At 36.4% G+C, this 19,158-nt stretch carries 17 protein-coding genes; 11 read left to right on the forward strand and 6 right to left on the reverse strand.

Annotated features, from left to right (window positions below; genetic code table 11):
• Positions 1 to 3 precede the first annotated feature (3 nt).
• The gene (gene pyc / locus MHB55_RS06355) at positions 4 to 3,444 is read left to right on the forward strand and encodes a pyruvate carboxylase (RefSeq protein ID WP_340862844.1); all 3,441 of its coding nucleotides are present in this window, start codon (positions 4 to 6) and stop codon (positions 3,442 to 3,444) included.
• Positions 3,445 to 3,736: 292 nt separating this feature from the next.
• Here the strand turns inward: pyc and MHB55_RS06360 are convergent, their stop codons facing one another.
• Entirely contained in the window at positions 3,737 to 4,654 is a 918-nt protein-coding gene (locus MHB55_RS06360; protein ID WP_144537921.1) for a COX15/CtaA family protein, read from the reverse strand.
• Positions 4,655 to 4,977: 323 nt separating this feature from the next.
• Between MHB55_RS06360 and cyoE the strand changes: the two genes are divergently transcribed.
• From cyoE to MHB55_RS06395, 7 genes are all read left to right on the forward strand, one after another.
• Positions 4,978 to 5,901: a heme o synthase gene (gene cyoE, locus MHB55_RS06365; RefSeq protein WP_144537922.1), complete on the forward strand. Its 924-nt coding sequence runs from the start codon at positions 4,978 to 4,980 to the stop codon at positions 5,899 to 5,901.
• 97 nt (positions 5,902 to 5,998) lie between these two features.
• The gene (gene coxB / locus MHB55_RS06370; RefSeq protein WP_144538246.1) at positions 5,999 to 7,084 is read left to right on the forward strand and encodes a cytochrome c oxidase subunit II; all 1,086 of its coding nucleotides are present in this window, start codon (positions 5,999 to 6,001) and stop codon (positions 7,082 to 7,084) included.
• A 32-nt stretch (positions 7,085 to 7,116) separates the two neighbouring features.
• On the forward strand, positions 7,117 to 8,979 hold the full coding sequence (locus MHB55_RS06375; protein ID WP_191696423.1) for a cytochrome c oxidase subunit I: 1,863 nt from the start codon (positions 7,117 to 7,119) through the stop codon (positions 8,977 to 8,979).
• Between the two features lie 2 nt (positions 8,980 to 8,981).
• Positions 8,982 to 9,608 (forward strand): cytochrome (ubi)quinol oxidase subunit III, encoded by a 627-nt coding sequence (locus MHB55_RS06380; protein WP_144537924.1) that lies wholly within the window; start codon positions 8,982 to 8,984, stop codon positions 9,606 to 9,608.
• Between the two features lies 1 nt (position 9,609).
• Entirely contained in the window at positions 9,610 to 9,945 is a 336-nt protein-coding gene (ctaF, locus tag MHB55_RS06385) for a cytochrome c oxidase subunit IVB (RefSeq protein ID WP_144537925.1), read from the forward strand.
• Positions 9,946 to 10,242: 297 nt separating this feature from the next.
• Positions 10,243 to 11,154 (forward strand): cytochrome c oxidase assembly factor CtaG, encoded by a 912-nt coding sequence (ctaG, locus tag MHB55_RS06390; protein WP_191696422.1) that lies wholly within the window; start codon positions 10,243 to 10,245, stop codon positions 11,152 to 11,154.
• Positions 11,155 to 11,179: 25 nt separating this feature from the next.
• On the forward strand, positions 11,180 to 11,641 hold the full coding sequence (locus MHB55_RS06395; RefSeq protein ID WP_144537927.1) for a DUF420 domain-containing protein: 462 nt from the start codon (positions 11,180 to 11,182) through the stop codon (positions 11,639 to 11,641).
• Between the two features lie 218 nt (positions 11,642 to 11,859).
• On the opposite strand, the gene ytvI is transcribed toward MHB55_RS06395, so the two are convergent.
• The gene (ytvI, locus tag MHB55_RS06400) at positions 11,860 to 12,924 is read right to left on the reverse strand and encodes a sporulation integral membrane protein YtvI (protein ID WP_191696421.1); all 1,065 of its coding nucleotides are present in this window, start codon (positions 12,922 to 12,924) and stop codon (positions 11,860 to 11,862) included.
• A 102-nt stretch (positions 12,925 to 13,026) separates the two neighbouring features.
• Positions 13,027 to 13,395, reverse strand: a complete 369-nt coding sequence (locus MHB55_RS06405; RefSeq protein ID WP_144537929.1) for a YugN family protein — start codon at positions 13,393 to 13,395, stop codon at positions 13,027 to 13,029.
• Positions 13,396 to 13,548: 153 nt separating this feature from the next.
• Between MHB55_RS06405 and MHB55_RS06410 the strand changes: the two genes are divergently transcribed.
• On the forward strand, positions 13,549 to 14,616 hold the full coding sequence (locus MHB55_RS06410) for a CAP domain-containing protein (protein WP_144537930.1): 1,068 nt from the start codon (positions 13,549 to 13,551) through the stop codon (positions 14,614 to 14,616).
• 4 nt (positions 14,617 to 14,620) lie between these two features.
• Here the strand turns inward: MHB55_RS06410 and MHB55_RS06415 are convergent, their stop codons facing one another.
• Complete coding sequence (locus tag MHB55_RS06415; protein ID WP_144537931.1) at positions 14,621 to 15,352, reverse strand: amino acid kinase family protein; 732 nt, start codon at positions 15,350 to 15,352, stop codon at positions 14,621 to 14,623.
• A gap of 139 nt (positions 15,353 to 15,491) precedes the next feature.
• On the opposite strand from MHB55_RS06415, the gene MHB55_RS06420 reads away from it, so the two are divergent.
• Positions 15,492 to 16,925: a UDP-N-acetylmuramoyl-L-alanyl-D-glutamate--2,6-diaminopimelate ligase gene (locus tag MHB55_RS06420; protein WP_340862845.1), complete on the forward strand. Its 1,434-nt coding sequence runs from the start codon at positions 15,492 to 15,494 to the stop codon at positions 16,923 to 16,925.
• Here MHB55_RS06420 and MHB55_RS06425 read toward each other — a convergent pair.
• A complete protein-coding gene (locus MHB55_RS06425; RefSeq protein ID WP_340862846.1) occupies positions 16,871 to 17,371 on the reverse strand; it encodes a PaaI family thioesterase in 501 nt (166 codons plus the stop codon). The two genes, MHB55_RS06420 and MHB55_RS06425, sit on opposite strands and share 55 nt — an antisense overlap.
• An 85-nt stretch (positions 17,372 to 17,456) precedes the next feature.
• On the opposite strand from MHB55_RS06425, the gene MHB55_RS06430 reads away from it, so the two are divergent.
• A complete protein-coding gene (locus MHB55_RS06430) occupies positions 17,457 to 17,906 on the forward strand; it encodes a YlbF family regulator (protein ID WP_154311194.1) in 450 nt (149 codons plus the stop codon).
• 246 nt (positions 17,907 to 18,152) lie between these two features.
• Here the strand turns inward: MHB55_RS06430 and MHB55_RS06435 are convergent, their stop codons facing one another.
• Positions 18,153 to 19,055, reverse strand: coding sequence for a glycerophosphodiester phosphodiesterase (locus tag MHB55_RS06435; RefSeq protein WP_154311193.1), 903 nt, complete (start codon positions 19,053 to 19,055; stop codon positions 18,153 to 18,155).
• Positions 19,056 to 19,158 lie beyond the last annotated feature (103 nt).

Consider the following 19,158-nt stretch of genomic DNA (forward strand, 5'->3'; position numbering starts at 1 on the left):
GAGATGAATAATATTAAGAAAATAGTAGTAGCAAATAGAGGCGAGATTGCTATTCGTATTTTTCGGGCTTGTACAGAGTTAAATTTGCGTACCGTGGCTATTTATTCAAAAGAAGATAGCGGTGCCTTTCACCGTTTTAAGTCGGATGAGTCCTATTTAGTAGGAAAAGGTAAAAAGCCAATTGATGCTTATCTAGACATTGAAGATATTATTCGCATTGCCAAAGAAAGTAAAGCTGATGCTATACATCCTGGATATGGTTTCCTATCGGAGAATGTAGAGTTCGCCAAAAGATGTGAAGAAGAAGGAATTATATTTATCGGTCCAACCTCTAAGCATTTAGATATGTTTGGAGATAAGGTGAAGGCCCGTGAGCAAGCTGTTAAAGCTGGCATTCCTGTTATACCAGGTAGTGACGGACCATTAGATAGCTTGGAAGACATTCGTGCTTTCGGCAATGAACATGGTTATCCATTAATGATCAAAGCTTCCCTAGGGGGGGGTGGACGGGGAATGCGGGTTGTCCAAACAGAGAGCGAATTGGAGAGTGCTTACGATAGAGCCAAATCTGAAGCTAAGGCAGCTTTTGGATCTGACGAGGTTTACGTAGAAAAGTGTATATTCAAACCTAAGCATATTGAAGTACAAATATTAGGAGATAAAGAAGGAAACCTCATTCACCTTTATGAGCGTGATTGTTCTATTCAACGTAGACATCAAAAAGTCGTAGAGATTGCTCCTTCAAATTCATTAAGCACTGAATTGAGAGATGAAATTTGTGATGCAGCAGTTAAATTAATGAAAAATGTCAGTTATATAAATGCGGGAACTGTCGAGTTTTTAGTAACCGATGATGAGTTTTACTTTATCGAAGTAAACCCCCGAATCCAGGTGGAGCATACTATTACGGAAATGATTACAGGAATAGATATTGTCCATGCTCAAATCAAAATTGCGGATGGTATATCATTAAAGGATACGAATATGGGCATACCGGATCAGAAGAATATTCCGCTTTTCGGATTTGCGATACAATCTCGTGTGACTACTGAGGATCCGTTGAATAATTTCATGCCTGATACTGGTAAACTGGCTGTTTATCGATCAGGCGGTGGATTTGGTGTTCGCCTAGACGCAGGGAATGGGTTCCAAGGAGCTATTATTTCTCCTTACTATGATTCTTTACTTGTAAAGGTATCTACATGGGGAATGTCCTTTAAGGAAGCTGCTGCTAAGATGGATAGAAATTTGCAAGAGTTTAGGATTCGTGGTATTAAAACGAATATTCCATTCTTGGAGAACGTTGTAAAGCATCCTTCTTTTCTTTCTGGCCAATTTAATACAAGTTTCATTGATACAACTCCTGAATTGTTCCTTTTCCCTAAGAGAAAAGACAGAGGTACAAAATTATTAAATTATATTGGTAATGTGACGATAAATGGATTCCCAGGCATAGAAAAGAAAATCAAGCCCGAATTTGGGCAAGTAAGAAAACCCAATTTTGATTTATCAGCTCCTCTTCAGCCAGGTACAAAGGATATATTAGAGCAAAAGGGTGTTGAAGGACTACTTCAATGGGTGAAAGAGCAAAAGGATGTATTATTAACAGATACAACCTTCAGGGACGCACATCAATCCTTACTTGCTACTCGGGTGCGTTCGTATGATATGTTCAACATTGCAAAAGAGTCTGCTCACGGTATGCCTAATCTTTTCTCATATGAAATGTGGGGAGGAGCAACCTTTGACGTTGCCTATCGTTTCTTGAAGGAAAACCCTTGGGACCGTTTGATTAAAATGAGAGAAATGATTCCTAACACGTTATTCCAGATGCTCTTCCGTGGAGCAAATGCAGTAGGCTATAAAAATTATCCGGACAATGTGATTCGAGAATTTATAGCGAAATCTGCTGAAGCAGGCATAGATGTATTCCGAATTTTTGATAGTCTTAACTGGATAAAGGGAATGGAAGTAGCTATTGATGCAACAAGACAATCCGGCAAAATTGCTGAAGCTGCTATTTGTTACACAGGGGACATTTTAGATGATTCCAGAGATAAATATACAGTTCAGTACTACAAAGATATGGCGAAGGAGTTAGAGGCATTAGGGGCACATATTTTAGCGATTAAGGATATGGCAGGTTTGTTGAAGCCAGAAGCAGCTTATCGTTTAGTTTCCGAATTAAAAGAAACAGTAGATATTCCAATTCACTTACATACCCACGATACTAGTGGAAATGGGATTTACACTTACGCAAAAGCAATAGATGCAGGAGTAGATATCGTAGATACGGCTTTAAGTACAATGGCAGGCTTAACATCTCAGCCGAGTGCTAGCAGTTTGAGTTATGCGATGCAAGGTTCTAAACGTGGAGTTATTGGTGATGTAGAAGCATTTGAAAAAATTTCTTGTTACTGGGAAGACGTGCGCAAATATTATCAGGACTTTGAAAGTGGAATGATGAGCCCTCATTCTGAAATATATGTACACGAGATGCCGGGAGGACAGTACAGTAACCTCCAGCAACAGGCGAAGGCAGTTGGACTAGGTGAGCGTTGGGAAGAAGTAAAAGAAATGTATTCCCGTGTAAATCTTATGTTTGGAGATGTAGTTAAGGTTACTCCATCCTCTAAAATTGTCGGTGATATGGCCCTATTTATGGTACAAAACAATTTAGATGAGCTGTCTGTTGTGACAAGAGGGAAAAAGATTGACTTCCCTGATTCCGTTATCGAATTTTTCGAAGGGTATATAGGGCAACCATATGGCGGATTCCCAGAGGAGCTTCAAAAAGTCGTTTTAAAGGACCGTAAGCCTATTACAGTAAGACCTGGAGAACTATTAGAACCAGTAGACTTCCAAGCTGTTAAGGAGCTATTATTTAACAAATTAGAGCGTCCTGTAACTAGTCAAGAAATATTAGCCTATACATTATATCCTAAAGTGTTTGATGAGTATTGTGCAACTGAAAAAAACTTCGGTGATGTTTCTGTTCTAGACACCCCTACTTTCTTGTATGGTATGAGATTAGGTGAGGAAATCGAGGTTGAAATAGAGGTTGGTAAAACATTAATCATCAAATTAGTTTCAATCAGTAAGTCTGACACGGAAGGAAATCGTATTATCTATTTCGAGCTTAATGGTCAACCACGTGAAATTAAGATACAGGATATGAACAAAGAGGTAAGTCATCTTTCTAAGCTTAAGGCCGATGTGTCAGATGAAAGTCATATTGGTGCTACAATGCCAGGGACTGTGCTGAAGATGGTAGTTGCAACTGGCGAGAATGTGAAACGAGGTCAGCATCTGATTATTACAGAAGCGATGAAGATGGAAACTACCGTCCAGGCCCCGTTCGACGGAGTGATAAAAACTATTCATGTAAGCGCTGGAGAAGCAATATCAACAGGGGATTTATTAATTGAAATGGATAAAGCGTAAAGTTTAAAAATCTGGAGCAAAGCTTCTAATAATAGATACTAGAATACAAAAAACGTAAGCAAGCTAGAGAATCTAGTATGCTTACGTTTTTAGTTTTTATTAAACTAAATTGCCTTGAACTATTTGCTTAGTCACTTTGAACCTATTAGATAATTTAAAAATAAAGCTATACTCCGCAGTATTACAAGATAAATTCTATCTAAAGGGCTAAACAAAGGGTTGAAAAGGCGTATTTGATGCTTTTATTTCTATAATTACTTAAAATAGAAGTAGAGGAATGAAATTTTGTTTTCTATTTTTGGTTGTTTAACTTGCTTCTGGATAAAAGTAATATCAAATAGCATAACAAACCAAATAAAAGAGAAATGAATAAGGAATGTAATAATGCAATATAAAGATTTAGACTTGAAAGCACTACAATCATACCTGTAATTACTTGGCAAGTAACAAGGGTTAAGGAGATAATCCAACTCCAATATATTGCTCGTTGGCTTTTATAGTACTTGATCACGTGAATAGCTATGATTAAAATCCAAATGAATATAAGGCCAGCAGCAGCTCTATGTCCCATTTGAACCCATTCGTACATATTGGTTGGCAGAGCAAATTCCTTGTTGTTACAAAGCGGCCAGTCTTTACAGATTAAACTAGACTCTGTATGGCGTACTAAAGCTCCAGTATAAATAACAATATAAGAATATAAAGTTACACCAATAGTATGAAACCTTAATGTTTTACCGATTCTAATTTTGTCAGTATCAAATTTCCTATCTACCTCAAATATTAAAAGCGTTAAAAGTAAAACAGCTGCAAATGAAATAAGTGATATACCAAAGTGTAATGCTAGGATAAAATCTCCTTGGCCCCATTTAACTTGAGCGGCACCAATTAAAGCTTGTAATACTAGAAAAAAGAAGGCCATAAATGATAAGAACTTTGTTTCTCGGACATGTCCCAATGCACGCCATGACCATATAGATAATGCTACGATTAATATTCCAACTGCCCCTGTAACTAGGCGATGTGAAAATTCAATTAAGACTTCAGCTGTGATAACGTCGGGTATAAGCTGTCCATTACATCCAGGCCAATGTCTACCACACCCCATGCCACTGTCTGTTTTTGTAACAAGTGCGCCACCTAAAAGTATAAGAAGCATACCTATTGAAGAAGCTACAGCCAGCCATTTTAAATACTTGTTTATTTGCAATACCTCACCTACTCTATGTATATATGCTCGCTTTCAAAAAGCGGTGTCTGCTACTAGATAATATCGAAACCTGAGCAAAAAAACAATGTAAAACAACCGAACACTTAAATATGACAAATTCCATTCACAAATTGTTCATAAAATCGTTGATTAAGATTCACACATAAGGGGGGGAAATGATTTACTATTGATATGTTCAGTAAAGAAACACTTAACAGTAGGACTATTATGCGAAAATTTCTTTGAGTGTAGAAATATGTTAGAGTTTTCGCTATAGTATAAGGTAGCGGAGTATGCTTACAACTTAGAAAGGAGGGTGCAGCATGTCAAATAGTCATTCTATAACCGCTAATACCGAAACGGAGAGCCAGCCTGTGGCTTCATCTTTTATGAAAGACTTTCTTTCATTGATAAAAATTGGAATCGTGAATTCTAATTTAGTTACAACTTTCACAGGTTTATGGCTAGCTTTCCAGTTTACTAATACAAATTTTCTTCATGAACTAGATTTATTGTTCTTTACGCTTTTTGGATCGGCTTTAATAATTGCAGGTTCTGCTGCGATGAACAATTTCATTGATCGTGATATTGACCCCGTTATGAAGAGTAAAAAAGGCAGACCAACTGTCACTGGAAGATTTAGTCCCTCAGCCGTGCTGATGACTTCTTTCACGTTTCTAATTGTAGGCGAGATTTTCTTATTTATGGCATCTACCTCTGCTGGGATTTGGGGATTAGCTGGTATAATCAGTTATGTCGTTCTTTACTCTATGTGGTCTAAAAGAAAGCATGTTAGTAACACAATTGTCGGTAGTATTTCTGGTGCAATCCCACCGTTAATCGGTTGGGCTGCTGTAGAGCCAGGACTAAGTTTGGGTGCATTAGGCTTGTTCTTAATAATGTTTGCTTGGCAACCACCTCATTTCTATGCTCTTGCTATGAAACGTACGGAAGAGTACAGAGCAGCTAATATTCCAATGTTACCTGTTGTAAAAGGATTCAAGCGTACAAAGGTTTCTATGCTTCTTTGGGTGATTTTATTATTCCCACTTCCATTGTTTTTAATGGAGCTAGGTACTGCTTTTGTCGTATTGGCTACAGCATTAAATGTTGGATGGCTAGTATTAGCTATTAAAGGATTTAAAGTAGAAGACGATATTAAATGGGCGACAAAAATGTTCGTTTATTCATTGAACTATATGACTATTCTATTTGTATCAATGATTATCTTCTCAATGTTTGTTTAATTTTTGGGATTCTTTCTTAGTCAACAAGAATTCATATAAAAGAACCACAGTCCAAATGTACTTGAACACAATAATGAAAGAGGGGTTTGATTTAGCTATGATGAAAGGGCTTAAAAAATGGCGACTTTTTTCACTGTTAGCAGCTCTTACGATTTTTCTGTCGGGTTGTGGCGAAGAATACTTATCAACGCTAGCACCTGCGGGACAAGTCGGGAGAGATCAATTCAATCTATTACTACTTGCATCTGCTATTATGGCATTAGTTATTATAGTGGTAGTAATAATCTATGTAATTGCTCTAACAAGATATAGTCGCAAAAAAGTTGGAGAAAATGTGATTCCTAAACAAGTTGAAGGAAGCCATACGCTTGAGATAATTTGGACAGTTATTCCAATTTTACTTTTAGTTATTCTTGCAATTCCAACTGTATATTACACTTACAAGCACGCAGATGTTGCTGCAATGGATCAAGTGGATGAAGAAGGAAACAAAACACATCTTACAGTAAACGTAACTGCAAAGTTATACTGGTGGGAATTTGAGTACCCAGAGCTTGGTATTGTTACAGCACAAGAATTAGTAGTACCTACAGATGAGCAGGTGTTCTTCAATTTGAAGGCTGCTGATGTAAAACACTCATTCTGGATTCCATCAATTGGTGGTAAATTAGATACTAACGTTGAAAATGTAAACAAATTCTACCTTGTATTCGATAAAGAATCAGCGGGCTTAGAAGACGGAGTGTTCTACGGTAAGTGTGCCGAGCTATGTGGACCTTCACATGCTTTAATGGACTTTAAAGTAAAATCGATGAACCGTGATGATTTTAACGAGTGGGCTGAAGCAATGAAAACCACTGTACATACTGCAGAAGGGGATCTTGCAAAACAAGGGGAAGAACTTTTCCAAACAGCTTCTTGTATCGGATGTCATGCTACAGGTGGCGAGGGTATGGCTCCACAGACAGGACCAAGTTTAGCTACTTTTGGAGATCGTAATCGTGTAGCCGGCTTCATGGATCATACGAAAGAAAATGTAAAAGCTTGGATCAGTGATCCTCAAAAGTACAAACCAGGTAACGTAATGCCTGATGATACAGAATTAAATGGCGGTAAAGAATTTACAGACGAGCAGTTAGATGCTCTTGCAGAATACTTAATGGGACTATCTATTGAAAAATAATTCCATAGATAAAAATGAGGGAGGTAAAAGTTGTGAGTTCTATAGCTAAGAAAAAGGGCTTTGGCGCAACTTTATGGGACTATTTAACAACAGTAGACCATAAAAAGATTGCTGTCCTGTACCTCGCTGCCGGTGGTTTATTTTTCGTAATCGGTGGTATAGAGGCAATGCTAATTCGTATCCAATTAGCTAAACCGGATAACGACTTTGTTAGTGCAGGTCTTTTCAATGAAATTATAACAATGCATGGTACGACAATGATTTTCCTTGCGGCCATGCCGATATTATTTGGTTATATGAATGCCGTTGTACCACTTCAAATTGGTGCACGTGACGTAGCATTCCCATTCTTAAATGCACTTGGTTTTTGGTTATTCTTATTTGGTGGTATCTTCTTAAACCTTTCTTGGTTTATGGGAGGAGCTCCTGATGCTGGATGGACTTCATATGCATCTCTATCTTTAGCATCCCCTGGTCATGGTATTGACTTCTATGCACTCGGACTTCAAATATCCGGTGCAGGTACGTATATTGCCGGGATTAACTTCCTTGTAACGATTATTAATATGCGTGCACCTGGTATGACGTATATGCGTATGCCATTGTTCACTTGGACTACATTCGTGGCAAGTGCATTGATCTTATTTGCATTCCCACCACTTACAATCGGTCTTTTCTTCCTAATCATTGACCGTATGTTTGGAGGACAATTCTTCAATCATGAAATGGGAGGAAATACAATTATCTGGGAGCATTTATTCTGGATCTTTGGACACCCTGAAGTATACATTCTGATTTTACCTGCTTTCGGTATTTTCTCAGAAATCTTCTCGTTATTTGCTCGCAAACGTTTATTTGGATATTCATCCATGGTATTTGCGACCGTATTAATCGGTTTCTTAGGATTCATGGTTTGGGCCCATCACATGTTTACAGTTGGTTTAGGACCAACAGCTAACGCAATTTTCGCTGTTGCGACAATGGCTATTGCTGTTCCAACTGGTATGAAAATATTCAACTGGCTGCTTACAATTTGGGGAGGAAGTATTAAAGTTACGGTTCCAATGCTTTACGCATTAGGATTTATCCCTTCATTCGTAGCAGGTGGGGTAACTGGTGTCATGCAAGCTGCGGCTCCACTTGACTACCAATTACATGATTCATACTTTATCGTTGCCCATTTCCACTATGTAATCGTTGGTGGGGTAGTACTTGCTATCTTAGCGGCATTACATTTATATTGGCCTTTAATGTTCAACCAAATGTTAAGTGAGAAATTAGGTAAATGGACTTTCTGGTTCTTCTTTATCGGTTTCCATATGACATTCTTTATTCAACATTTCTTAGGTTTAATGGGTATGCCACGTCGTGTATTCACATTCGGAGCAGATCAAGGTTGGGATTTATTCAACGCAATCAGTTCTGGTGGTGCAGTATTCATGGCAATCGGGGTAATAATCCTTGTAATTAATATTATTATGACTGTAGCTAAAAACGAAAAAGTTGGAAATGACCCTTGGGAAGATGGACGTACATTGGAGTGGGCTATTCCACAACCAATTCCATTCTACAACTTTAAACAAACTCCACTTGTTCGTGGATTAGATACTTTCTGGATTGAAAAACAAGAAGGAAACAAAGTAGGTATGACATATGCAGAGCCAATCTCTGATATCCATATGCCAAACAACTCTTTCATTCCTTTCGTAATGACATTAGGTTTATTTATCGCAGCATTCGGTGCACTTTACAACGGAGAAAAAGATTGGGCTGTTCCAGTATTAGTACTTGGTTTAGCAATCACAGTTGCATCTATGGCTGTTCGTTCACTGAAAGACGACCATGGATATCATATCCATAAAGAAGATTTAATGAATGACGAAGGGGGTAAATAAGAATGGACTTGAATAAAAAGTACTCCCCACAAACTTGGCCAGATCATCCGGAACAAGCAACAATGGAAGGTAAGAATAAATTCTTAGGCTTCTGGTTGTTCCTAGCTGGAGAAACTGTACTGTTTTCTAGTTTATTTGCTACTTATTTAGCTCTTAAAAACAAAGGACCAGAAGGTATGGAATTCTCCACTCAAACATTGTTTGAATTACCTCTAGTTTTTGTTATGACCATGATCCTGTTAACATCTTCGTTAACAAGTGTATATGCAATGTACCATTTGAAAAATCATAATTTCCGTGGTACGCAAACATGGATGGCTATTACAGTACTATTAGGTTTTACTTTCTTAGGCCTAGAAATTTATGAGTTTAATCACTATGTACATTTAGGATTCCATTATGGACAAAGTGCTTTCTCAACTGCGTTCTTTACTTTAGTTGGTACTCACGGTCTTCACGTAGTAATTGGTTTAGGCTGGATTACTCTATTACTTTTACGTAATGCTAAACGTGGTTTCAGCTTATATAACGCACCAAAATACTATACTGCTTCACTATACTGGCACTTTATTGACGTTGTGTGGGTATTCATCTTTACAGTAGTATACTTGATGGGAGTTGTTGGTTAATATGTCATCACACGACAATCATGTTTACGTAAGATCTCAAACTGAATTTGAGTACTTGAAGCGAAAAAGAAAAGAGAGTATGCGTACGCAAGTAACTACATTCTCTATTATGATTTTCTTGACATTAATCTCTTTCACAGCAGTGGTTGCAGGTTTCTCAAAATACTACATCATCCCGATTATTTTATTGTTAGCTGCAGTACAAGTAGTTTTACAACTTTACTACTTCATGCATATGAGTGAAAAAAATCATAACATTCCAGCATACTTTATTTACTTTGCGGCAATGGTTGGATTTACTTTCCTACTAACTTTTATAACAATTGTTTGGTGGTAATTACAAAAAGAGAGCTAAGATTTTCTTAGCTCTCTTTTGTTTGTTTTAAACAAAAGACTTTTCTAGAATTATGTTAAGATTGATTGAGTACAAAGCTCGAAAGAATGAGGGAGTCTCCTTAGCGTCCATTAATTTTGTTGGGAATAGTTGTACCCATTAATGAGGGCCTATATTGGATATTAATTTGAAACATTCAACTCATAAGTATATAGTAATAATTGTCATAGTTCGTTCATTTGATGTTACTTGTACTGCCCTATATAATAAAGGTAGCAACTTAAAAAGGAGCGTAATAGAATGTCAATTAGCATATTCGGCTTCCAGGCTTTATGGAGTCCTATTTTATTAGGACTTTTAGTTTGTATAGCTATTCTATATTTTTTGATCACCGTCAAATGGAGAAATGATTTTAAAGTTTCTGAGCCATTAAAAAGAAAAGAAGCGGTATTTTTTGTATCTGGTTTATTGCTTTTATATATTGTAAAAGGTTCTCCGTTAGATTTAATGGCACATATTATGTTTACCTTCCATATGGTGCAAATGGCACTATTGTTATTATTAGTTCCGCCACTACTTATGAAAGGGATTCCATGGTGGGTGTGGAAGGTAGTTATTGAGCTGCCGGTTTTAAGAAAAGTGATTCCTTTCTTGACTAAACCACTATTTTCTTTAGTATTGTTTACCATGACATTCTCGCTCTATCATATTCCATTAGTCTTTGACGCGATTAAGATGAATGAGGTACTCCATGGAACATATACATTATTGTTATTCTTTGCAGCTGTATTTATGTGGTGGTCTATTGTTGACGTAATTGAATCAGAGAAAAAACTACATGGTTTAAAGAAAATTGGTTTTATTGTTGCTAGTGCTATATTAATCACTCCAGCCTGTGCTCTAATCATTTTCTCTAATAGCCCAATGTATGATACTTATACAGATTCAGATGTTTGGCTAAAAAATATGGAACTTTGTGTTCCTTCTGACACTTTAGCTGGTCTAAGTCTATCTGGCCCAGAGTTATTTTCTAACTTGGATCCTCTTGAGGATCAGCAACTAGGTGGAATTGTGATGAAGATTATTCAAGAGCTTATATATGCTGCCTTCTTATTCTCCATATTCTTTGCATGGTATAAAAATGAGCAGGATAATGCAGATGAAATAACTCAAAAAGCATTAGACGACTTAAAGGTACAAGCTAAACTATAATTTTTTATATTAGAGGAGAATGAAGATGAGTGTTCCAGTATTACCTACAATAAGCACGTTTTTTATTGTCTTAAGTGCTGTACTTGTTGCAATTGGTTGGATTTTAGTGAAGCAAAGGAAAATTGAGGCACATAAAAAGACGATGTTTGCTGCAGCAATATCAGCATTAACATTTTTTATCATTTATGTTTCTCGTACATTGTTTATAGGGAATACTGCGTTTGGTGGACCAGACGATATAAAAATTTACTATACGGTTTTCCTAGTTTTTCATATTATCTTAGCTACAACAGGAGCAGTATTTGGGCTAGTTACAATTTATCTAGGCTACAAAAATAATATAAAGAAACACCGTAAACTTGGACCAATTACTAGTGTCATATGGTTCTTTGTTGCAATAACAGGAGTAGCGGTTTATGCGTTACTTTACGTAATTTATGAGGGCGGCGAAACGACTTCCGTTTTTAAAGCAATCCTAGGTGGATAATTAACAACTAAAATACACAAAGGCAATCAAGATTATTAATTCTTGATTGCCTTTGTTTTTGTACTATTATAATCGTATGTAATAGGTGAAACAAATACAAGCGGTCTATTTTCGTAAGCTATTAAACCGATAGCAGGCAAAAAAATAAGGCATTCTGTTAAGAAGAACAGTAAGGCCTTAAATTGCTATTTCGTTAATAATAATGACTTTGTAAATATTCATATTTTAAAGTTTAAGCGGATCATACCTGCTTCTCTTGCTGTAATAAACAATATGACTACTAGTGGTCCGATTAAAAATCCGAGGAAGCCAAACAACTTGGCACCGATGAACATGGCAATAAGGATAGCAAGGGGGGAAATACCCATTTGAGTACCCATTAGTTTAGGTTCCACAGCTCTTCTAATGATTAGTAAAATAAGAGCTAAAACGGTCAATTTCGTGGCAAATACAGTGTCACCAACTAGAAACAAGTAACCTGCCCAAGGAGCGAGTATAGCAATAGAACCAAGAATTGGTATTACATCTATAATCCAAATAACTATGGACATAATAACAGCCACCTTAGGGCTTACTATAAATAACAGCCCTATTAAAGAAGCACCTAATATGATAAAGCTAGCTAATATTTGAGCTTTCATAAAGCCGATTACAACCTTTTTTATGCTCGAAGACATGACACGTACCTTTTCGGCCGTTCCTTCAGAGAGGAAATAAAAGAATTTTGCTCTTATATTTTCTAAGTCCAACATAAACAAAAAAAGGGCAATTATAAACACAATAAAATTAACAAGAAAGTTAGGAATATTTGTTAGCAATGCAGAGATGTTAGAGTAGCTAAGAAGATCAAGGAGGGCATCTCTCATGCTGGTTAATGCAGAGTCAAACTTGTCTTGTATAGATTCTACTACTTCGAGAGGTAAGCCCTCGGTATATTTAAAAATATTATTTTGGACATTGATCCACACACCAGTCAAGCTATTTAGATGAAATGGAATCACTTTGGAAGTATATAAGAGTTGGCTTATCAGCTTCGTTACAGTGAAGTATAAGAGAGCTGAAATAATAGTCATGAAAAAAATAAAATTAGTAATAACTGCAGGTTTTCTCTTCCATTTAAATATCTTTTCAGTAAATTTTACAATTGGTTCAATAATTATAGCGGTTAGTAATGCCAAAATAATTGGAACCGATACAGGAAGGATGAAAATAGAAATTAACAGGAAAAAAAGAAAGAGGATTATATATTTAATATGCTCTTTTTTTAAAGCTTTAAAAGCCATTCCATTTTGCTCCTTTGTAGGTCGTTCTTTTAAGTATAGACAAGAAATACCAGTTTTAACAGCTAAAAAAACGTTAGAGAAATTATCTCTAACGTCTAGAAATTATTTTGATTGAATAGCAAACTCAGTTAGTTCAGCACTCAAAGCTTTTAACGTTTGATCACAAGATTTAACTAAGTGGTTTGGAAATACTTCATTTTCTCCGTACTCTACACCATGCGGATAATAGTGTTTTCCTAAAACCGGTTTTAAAAGAGTAATGTTAGCTTCATGAGCGCCTACATCGCCTTCTTTTGTAAAGCCGAAAATTCGAAGATAAAATGTACCCTCTTTTATTTCAAATTTCTTATCATAAGTCACACGCTCATAATCCCATTGCCCTGCACGAATTAAGCCATGTTTTTTCATAACATCGTCTAATACGTTAAGATCTAAGACTTTGTTTTCTATACCTGTATTTTCAAAATACATCGAATTGTCCTCCTTCACATTGAAGTTATCCTAAGAATCTGTTCTTATTAATATTAATTCAAATTCAAAAATGTTGCAATGACAACATTGTGTATTTGTATATATCCTTGATATACTAGGAATACGAAGTAACTTCGAAGGAGCCAAGATAAAATGAAAACTCTCTTTCATATTTTAGTTGGCATTGCTATTTTGCTATTAATATTTATATATTTTGATACACCAATCCAAGAAAATGATCTAATAACAGGTTCAAATAACTCAGGACAACTAATTCCTGTGGAAAAAGAGGAAATAGTAGAAGCGGTCAATATATTCACTAGACCAAAAGAAGGTATTTCTTCGCTGATCGGTAAAGCAGCTGAAGAAGTGACAGCACTTTATGGTACTCCGACTAGAATCGATCCCTCAACGTTTGGATATGATTGGTGGGTATATAATGACTCGTTCTCTACTTATAAGCTAATAGGAGTAGAAGATAATATAGTTACACAAGCGTATGCTCTAGGAAGAAATGTGGATGCATCCCCATACAAAATTGGTCAATCACTTGAGGATATATATCGATTTACACTTGTTCAATCTGAAATAACTATGACCATTGGTGAAAATACTTATATTTTTTCTTTAAATGAAGAGGACATTAACACAAGGCTGTTAGTCCAGTTCGATGATTTATATGCAATACTCTATATCGATCAACTTGATCAGCAGCTGGAAGCGGTGAGATTTAGTGATTCCAAAACTCTATTGATGCATAAACCCTATGATATTTTATATAGTGGGGACGTTATAGAATCCAAAACACCATCTTCTGTTCTCCAAGCAGCAGCTGACAGAGCAACTGCTAAACAAGTTGTAGAAATAACCAATGTCTTAAGACTTCGCCATGGTCTACGGGTGTTAGAGTCTGATGTAGGATTACAAAATATATCCTACGAGCACAGTGCTGAAATGGCGAAGAATAATATTGTAACTAACGAAAAATTTGAAATACCGAAGTTTAAAGATAAGCTTAAAGAAGCCTCATTAGACTTCTCCAGAGCAGGGGGTAATACTGCAGCGTTTTATTTTGATGCAGGTGAAGCTGTGAATGGATGGTTGAATTCAAAAGAGCATCGAGAAACTTTGCTAGGAAGATCTTATACTCATACAGGAGTTGGAGTATACAGTAATTACTACACGCAAAACTTTATTGAGAAAAAGGATAATCTTGAATGATTATTTATTGATATACAAACGTACCATTCGTTTCTTCATACAAAGAACGAATATGAAGGGGAACGCTATGAAGGGCAGCGAATTTTGCTGCTCTTTTTTGTATGACTTCAACTGGTTCATTTATTTTAAGCTGGAGCTCTTCATAGGTCATATAAGATATTAATTCAACTTGTTTATTTGTAGATGGATCTGATGTCATGACTCCTGGAACATTTTTATAAAATTCTACGACATCTGCCTTTAAATAATGTCCATATACAACAGCTGTTAAATCACTTCCTCCTCTACCTAACGTTGTAAAGTTGTTTGAATATTTGGAGACGCCTTGAAATCCAGGAACAACTACACAATGATAGGTTTCAAAGGCTTTATTAATCTCAGATATATCAACGTATTCAATATTTGCATTACCATATGACTCGTTTGTAATAATTCCAGCATTTTTGCCATATAAAATAGTTGAGTGAAGCCCCTCATTTTTTAGTTCGGCTACTAATACAGAGGCAGATATGAGCTCTCCGCAAGCAGAAAGTAAATCTGTTTCAATGCTATGTGGTGTATTTGGAATAAGATCTAGTAAAGTATCTGTAGCGTAATGTTGACCTCTTCTTCCCATGGCAGATACAACAACCAACACTTTCTTATGGGTAGTGACTGCTTTTTGGATTCTTTCGATGACTAGACGTCTATTCGAAGAATCCTGCATCGCAATACCACCATATTTTTGCACAATCATATTTTCAACCACTCTTCTCGTGACATTTCAAACACTCCGTTCATACGATACAAGGAATTCATTTTACTGTATGCGATGTAACTAGAATGGTGTAGGGAGTTGAGTTACTATTTATTCATTAAAAGAGCTATTAGACGGGTTGGAGTATAAAATTTTTGGTGATTTAAGCGGTTTGACTATTGATCGTTTTATTGATCATTCCAAGCAAATTCAAATAGGGGATGTATTTGTTTCAGAATCGAACAATCGAGCGTATATAGAAGAGGCAATTCAAAATGGGGCAAAAATAGTTATTACAAAATATTATGTATCAGATTGTAGTATTCCCCAAATTGTCCTTCCTTCGGATATGTGCCTTTTGCAAGACAAAATTGCATACTTAACGCACAAAATGTATGGTCAAAAAATAAAAACAGTAGGAATTACTGGAACTAACGGAAAAACAACTGTTGCATCCTTTACTGGGCAACTGTTAATGCAACAAAACAAATCTGTATGTGTTGTTGGTACATTAGGTGTATTCGTAAATGGAAATAAATTAGAGAAACAGTTTAGAAGTAATACAACGCTCCCTTTTTACGATTTTATCCAAGTTGTGAGGTACTGTTATGAACATGATGTTGAATATATAGTTTTAGAGGCCTCATCTCAAGGATTATTGGACAATCGGTTAGGCAGTTACCCAATGGACATAGCAGTATTTTTAAATATAGGTAAGGATCATTTAGAGTTCCACGGGGGCATGGTACCATATAAGAAATCTAAAGAACTGCTAATTCCATTAGCTAAACAATTGGTTATTAATAATAATGACGAATGGTGTCGCTCAGTTGCTCAAAAGTCATATATCCCTACTATCCGATTTGGAGACCGAGAAGAAAATGATGTCTTTTTCAAGAGAGAGAAGCATTTAGATGAAAATGTTAAATATGAGTATGATGTGAACGGCAGAAAAACAGAAGTTACTATGAGAAACAGTGGTTATCACAATGGTATGAATTTAGCAGCAGCAATTGGAGTTATGCTAGGATTAGGTATTTCCTGTGAATCCATTAAACCTGTAAGCCTCCCAGCTGGAAGATTACAGAGAGTGGAAAACAAAATGGGTATTGAGGTGCTAATAGACTATGCTCATACCCCCGACGCATTAGAAGCCTGCTTAAGCTCTATTCATAGTTATGCGAAGCACAATATTTACGTAGTATTCGGTTGTGGCGGTAATCGAGATAAGCAAAAGAGAAAATCAATGGGAGAAGTTGCGTCAAAGTATGCTACTAAGGCAATTGTTACTTCTGATAACCCACGTAATGAGAAACCAGAAGCAATTATTGCAGATATTGTTCAAGGCATGGTGCCAAGCAAAGTGATTGTGGAGATTAACCGTAGAAAAGCTATTGAATTGGCACTTGCCACCGCAAAAGTGGGAGACGTCGTTCTTGTAGCTGGGAAGGGACACGAAAAAGAACAAATTATCAAAGATGTTGTTTTACCTTTTTCCGATGTGGAAGTTGTCCATTCCTATTTTAAAGAAATGGATGTCGGTGTTATAACAAAAAATGATCCGGTTGCATAAGCAATTTTTTTTCCATCTGGCTGGGTTACCGTACATTCCATAACTAACGTTTGTCGTCCTTTATGTAAGTATGTAGAAGTAGCAATCAGTTGTTTTTCAGATGATGCTTTTATGTAGTGGATTGTCATATTTGTTGTAACTGCACCTTTACCTTCTGCATGGAGATCTTTGTTGACTAAGAATCCCATTGCATTGTCTACTAGCGTTGCAATAACTCCTCCGTGTGGCATATCAAAGCTATTATAGATTAAAGGAGTAACTGGAAGAGTCACGATACAATGGTTATCTTCGTAGCGAGTATCCATCTGAAATGTTGCATTTAAATAAGTAGGAGCAGTGCCTTGTCGTTTATGCTGTAGACCTAGAAGGAAGTCAGTCAGTAACCCTTTTTCTGTATCGGAAGCTTCCTTGGTAACTTGTTCAAAGAGCGTTTGTAATTCATTCATAATATATTCTCCTGACATTTAAGATATTAGTTTAGCAATTGTCTCCATTTTTCTGTTATGATAGACAGGATTGGAGGTTTTATTTATGATTATGACCGATGAATGGGTCGATATTATGGACCACTCAGATTTACTATGTACTATGGTTTTATCCTCTGAACAATTTTACCATTACTTAGATGCACATCGTGCTGTATATACAAAACCTGAACTCGTTCGGGAGATCAACTACTTCACCAGACTGAAGGACCAATATGAAGAGGTTCAGCGCTTTGGAAAATACCATCCAGATTATTCAAGAGTAATGAAGGATATTCGTGTAACTAAACGTAACCTTGATATGGTAGACGAAGTAGCTGCTTTAAGAGTAGCAGAAAACGAATTACAAGACCTTCTAGATGAAGTAAGCTTGATTGTAGGTAAATCTGTATCAGAAGGTGTCAAAGTCCCTGTAAGCAACCCATTTTTCGCTTCTAGTAGCTCAAGCTGTGGAAGCGGATGTGGATCTGGTGGTTCGTGTTCTTGTTCTGCATAAATTAGGAAGGATGTGTGCATTTATTTGCACACATCCTTTTTAATGACAAGAAAGCATATGCTTTTTCATTTCGTGTATAAACTAAAGCAAGCTCCCTTTATTTCAAACAGGAAAAGGGGTGAATTATTTTTTAAAAATTGAAGTTAATTACATACATGCTATCTATTTTTTATTTATTGGTGTAACAGACGGTGACTACCTCGGAAAGCGTCGGCCTAAAGTGGAAAGCAAGCTATTTTTTATATCTTAGTCTAACTTTAGTGCGTCAATAGCTAAATCAGGTCTGTCTGTAATAATTCCCTTAGCTCCATTTTGGATGAGCTTTTTCATCACCACAGGATCGTTGATAGACCAATAGTGTACAGGAATATTTAAAGTTGATAAAAATTTTATAAATCCTGGGCTATCTAAAGATACCATTCTAGCTTTTAATGGTAGCTGAAAGACGTCTGATCTAGGGTGATATAAATGTCTAAACTGACTTGTATAAGCGGTATATGCTTTTTTAACCTCTTTTTCCCCGGCTCCTAGGGCAACAGTGTTTTGTGCATAAAGATTGAAACGATCAATTTGCTCATCAAAGAAGCTAGTTACTACCACTCGATCGAAAGCTTGTTTTTCTTCTATCAATCTCCATAGCTTAGAGGGCATTAGACTACCTTCATAGGTTTCAGGGTTGTCCTTAATATCCATGTTAATAAGCATTTGGGGATAGGCATCAAGCAATTCACCTAAAGTCAATACTTGTTCTCCCGTTCCTCTAAATGAATAAGCATCACTTAAATCTTTGAAATAATAACCCAGGTCAGCAGCCTTAAGTTCTGATAATGTGTAATCGGAGACTTTGCCTGTGAAATCTGTTACTCTTTCTAGTGTTTCATCATGGAAAACGATAATTTCTTCATCTTTTGTTAATCTCAAATCAATCTCGAAGCCATGAACTCCTAATTTTGCAGCGTTTTCGAAGGCAGCCATCGAACCTTCAGGTGCCAGGGCAGCTCCTCCACGGTGTGCAAGAATAATGGGATGATCATACTTTAGTGCTTCTTTTGAAGGACGGCCAGTTGGCTTTGACAAAGCTTTTGTACTTGCCCATGCGGCACCAGCGGCAGCTGCAATGGCGATAGCTACATTAGATTTTTTCCCCATTCTTATCCCCCTTTTTATAAACTAACTAAAATTATAGCAAGATAATATGCTCTCATCTATCTAATTTTAAATGTCTTTTTTCTTTTATTATAGCTAATGTATA

It is taken from the genome of Psychrobacillus sp. FSL K6-1267 (genome assembly GCF_038003265.1).
Lineage (GTDB): Bacteria > Bacillota > Bacilli > Bacillales_A > Planococcaceae > Psychrobacillus > Psychrobacillus faecigallinarum.